At 44.5% G+C, this 3,642-nt stretch carries 3 protein-coding genes and 2 pseudogenes; 4 read left to right on the top strand and 1 reads right to left on the bottom strand.

Going from position 1 to position 3,642, the window contains the following annotated elements:
• The 3 genes and pseudogenes from ACGF63_RS22485 to ACGF63_RS22495 form a co-directional block, all read left to right on the top strand.
• Nucleotides 1-510 (top strand): annotated as a pseudogene (locus ACGF63_RS22485) (hypothetical protein); the annotation flags it as partial.
• Nucleotides 492-854 carry a tail fiber assembly protein gene (locus tag ACGF63_RS22490; protein WP_387633298.1) on the top strand — a complete coding sequence of 121 codons (363 nt, stop codon included), beginning with the start codon at nucleotides 492-494 and terminating at the stop codon, nucleotides 852-854. The pseudogene ACGF63_RS22485 and the gene ACGF63_RS22490, both read left to right, overlap by 19 nt.
• Nucleotides 855-924: 70 nt before the next feature.
• Nucleotides 925-1,288, top strand: a pseudogene (locus tag ACGF63_RS22495) (transposase); the annotation flags it as partial.
• 175 nt (nucleotides 1,289-1,463) lie between these two features.
• Here the strand turns inward: ACGF63_RS22495 and ACGF63_RS22500 are convergent.
• On the bottom strand, nucleotides 1,464-1,736 hold the full coding sequence (locus ACGF63_RS22500) for a hypothetical protein (protein ID WP_387633299.1): 273 nt from the start codon (nucleotides 1,734-1,736) through the stop codon (nucleotides 1,464-1,466).
• A gap of 232 nt (nucleotides 1,737-1,968) precedes the next feature.
• On the opposite strand from ACGF63_RS22500, the gene ACGF63_RS22505 reads away from it, so the two are divergent.
• A complete protein-coding gene (locus ACGF63_RS22505) occupies nucleotides 1,969-3,582 on the top strand; it encodes an IS1634 family transposase (RefSeq protein WP_387633301.1) in 1,614 nt (537 codons plus the stop codon).
• Nucleotides 3,583-3,642 lie beyond the last annotated feature (60 nt).

The following is a 3,642-nucleotide window of genomic DNA, read 5'->3' on the forward strand; positions in this document are numbered from 1 at the left end:
AATTTGGCGAAAAATGCTGTGTCGAGTAGCCGGAAAATTAATGGAAAATCTCTGTCGAATGATATCAATTTGAGTGCAGAAGATGTGAAAGCGCAACCAGCGGGCAACTATGCCGTTCGTGGAGAAATTTATACCAAATCGGAATCAGACGGCAGATACCAACCCCACGGAAATTACCAGCCAGCAGGGAATTATGCAGTTAGGGGGGAGAGTTACACTAAATCTGAGTCAGATGGTAAATATCAGCTGAAAGGTAGGCAATTACTTGGTGTAAATCAATCATGGGTTAACGTAACGTCAAGTCGAGCACCTAACACCATTTATACAAATTCAACGGGTAATCCTATTGCCGTTATCATTTGGTCTGACAGTAGAGCAATTGCATTTAAAATAGGCAATGTTTTTGTTGACTCTTATAGTGGTCTTGATAATTGCACTTTTATTGTACCTGTGGGAGCGACATATGAATTAGTTAAGGGGAGATTAGGAACGTGGATAGAATTACGATGAATCACTATTTGAATATCGTTACTGGGGCAATTCATGGTTTCGATGACAGCCAAATGCACTTGATTATGGATGATTTTAAAAAGTTGACACCAGAGGAAGAGTATAATCACTTACACCCTAAGCCATCAAAAGAACAACTCATAAAAGAAGCAGATTTTGAAAAGCATTTATTACTATCTAATGCCAATAATTACATAGCTCCTTTGCAAGATGCCATTGATTTAAATATAGCCACAGATGCGGAAAAACAGAAACTGACAGAGTGGAAAAAATATCGGGTACTACTGAGCCGTGTAGATGTGAATCAAGCGCCTGATGTCGAGTGGCCGGAACAGCCGAAGTGATTAGAGGGGCATCGTGCCCCTCATTTCATTCTGGTTTTTCAGGCCAATTTATATCGTGATTGTGACCGCTGGACAGGTCCACGAAAGTCAATCTCGATGGCATTGGCATACAACGTAAAAATGGTTTCATGAAAAGGCGTGGCAAAGCGGTACTGGCAGATAAAGGCTATTCGGGGGGAAAACTCCGCGGTTATCTGCGTAAGCTGAGAATTAAAAGCATTATTCCGTATAAAATCAACGAAAAAGGCAGTGCAGAGGGTCGTACGCAATTTGATAAACAAGCGTATCGCGACCGCAATGTTGTTGAACGCGGCTTCAGTTTTCTCAAAAGCAATCGACGTATTGCAACACGTTATGAAAAAACAGCGCGAAACTATCTGTCGATGGTCAAATTAGGCTGTATTAGGCTCTTTTACAGACGATTAAATAATTAAGGGACACAGCCTAAATAATTTTCCAAAATAGTGCTCCACTTCGGACAACGTCTTGTGTGGCAGGGGTTGTGCACTATGCATAGCAGAACGATGGGTTAGTGCGGCCTATCAGGCATCAGATTTGTATTGCTCGGATATTAATCAAATAGAACAACTGTATCGGTATTATGAAAAGCTATTTAGTAATATCTGTACTCATATATTCGCGGGTATACTCATTGATGTGATATACCTGTACCCAACCATATGATAGAGCGAATCCGTTTTCATCAAATTCCACTGTTGGTAACTCTATCTGGTATTCCTTCATAACACGGGAATCTGGCACATGTTCCCACGCTGTACCGTCAATGGTTCTATACACTGCATAATCATGTGAATCGGGTAATGCTGGTGCATCACGATATGCCCCCTCAGACAGTTTGAAGCCCTTCGTTACGTATTCCATACTTGTTCCTGTGTATTCGAGGGTTTGCCTATTGGCATGATATACCTGTACCCAACCATATGATAATGCTAACCCATTTTCATCAAATTTAATAATCGGTCCGTCATTCCGCACCTCATTCCTGATTTAAAAATAGTGTGATCTTACTCATATTTTACATATTTATTGCTCCCATGAGATTGACGGCGATCGCCCATTTTGATCTATTACTTTTATTTGCCGGAAAGTGAATATGCCCAAGTCAGAACCTGCCATTAAACGTCTTGATCACCTTGGTCTCATCGCGGCTTTCTGCTATGAAGCCGGATTGCCCCGCATCATTGATGCCATCATGCCAAAATATTCGGGTCACACCGTTTCTCATGGCGAGGCTTTTCTTGCGATGATCCTTAACGGGCTGGGGTTTCACAGCCGGACACTGCACATGTTTTCCGGTTTTTTCCAGCATAAGCCGATTGAACGTTTGATTGGCCCCGGTATTGATGCTGTCCATCTGAATGATGACGTGCTGGGTCGTACATTGGATGCTTTATATGAGGCCGGCGTGTCAGAAGTCTATCAGATACTGGCTGAACAGGTCATCGATAAATTGGGCATAACACCCCATTCTGTGCATCTCGACATCTCCAGTTTCCATGTGGATGGCGAGTACAAGTCTCCTCTGAAAGACGACACGCAGCGTATTGAACTGGTTCGGGGGTACAGCCGCGACCATCGGCCTGAGCTGAACCAGGTTATCCTTGCGCTGATTTGTGAAAATCAGGCCGGGATACCGGTTTACATGCAGGCAATGAGCGGAAATACCCACGATGCCCGGGCGTTCACAGAATTCACAAAACATCATATTCGTTGCCTGAAAGCCGCGCAGAACAGCCGCTACTTTGTCGCCGATGCCGCCCTTTATAGCGAAGAGGCAATAACTTCACTGCATAAGCAAAAACAACGCTTCATTACCCGCGTGCCGTTAACGCTCAAAGAAGCTAAACAGCAGCTTTTGAACGTGGATCCCCATCAGCTACAGCCTTTCACCGAAGGTTACGCTGGATGTTGGGTTGAATCCAGCTATGGCGGGATCCCTCAACGTGGGTTGCTGGTGAATAGTGCGGCTGCCCGTCAACGTGAAGGGCAGACTTTTACGAAAAATACGCTCAAATCAACGGAAAAAGAGCTGAAAGCGTTTGAAAAATTGTGCAAAAAAGGGTTTGCCTGCAAGGAAGATGCGTTATGCGCCCTGCGTGATTTTGGCTCCGAATGCCAGTTTATCGGTATTGACGCCCCACAAGTGGAGGAAATCATAACGTATCAAGGGCGTGGACGTCCGGCTAAAGATAAACCCTCTCAGATTCATTACCGGCTCTCAGGCCGGGCTTACAGTCAACTGGATAAAGTCGTGTATGCCCGACTCAAGGTGGGGATGTTTATTTTGGCGACCAATGAAACGGACGATAAGGCGCTGGATATGGCCGCATTGCTCGCGAATTACAAAGCCCAGCAGAAAGTTGAGCGCGGTTTTCGATTCCTAAAAAGTCCCGAGTTCTTAACCTCATCAATGTACCTGAAAAAACCGGAACGCATCGAAGCCTTATTGATGGTGATGACGTGTAGTTTAATGGTGTATGCGGCGCTGGAACATAAAATTCGCACGGGTCTGAAACAAAGCAAGGCATTCTACCCGGATATGAAGCAGCAGCAGACGCAATCGCCCACCGCTCGTTGGGTATTTTTAACTTTCGAAGGTATTAATACCTTTGAATTTGAAGAACACCGGATGGTGACGGGAATGCAACCGTACCAAAATGCTCTGCTGAAAATATTGGGGCCACCATACGAGTCTTTTTATTCCTGAATTGGGTGCGGAATATCGGATCGGTAATTCTGTCTGGTATTTACTCATTATTGTGTCCTT

This window comes from Photorhabdus sp. RM322S, assembly GCF_042879395.1.
In the GTDB taxonomy this organism is placed as follows: Bacteria; Pseudomonadota; Gammaproteobacteria; order Enterobacterales; family Enterobacteriaceae; genus Photorhabdus; species Photorhabdus khanii.

Bases quoted from the DNA above. Each gene is read 5' to 3' on its own strand.
- ACGF63_RS22500 (WP_387633299.1), bottom strand. From the start codon at position 1,736: ATGGAATACGTAACGAAGGGCTTCAAACTGTCTGAGGGGGCATATCGT.
- ACGF63_RS22505 (WP_387633301.1), top strand. From the start codon at position 1,969: ATGCCCAAGTCAGAACCTGCCATTAAACGTCTTGATCACCTTGGTCTC.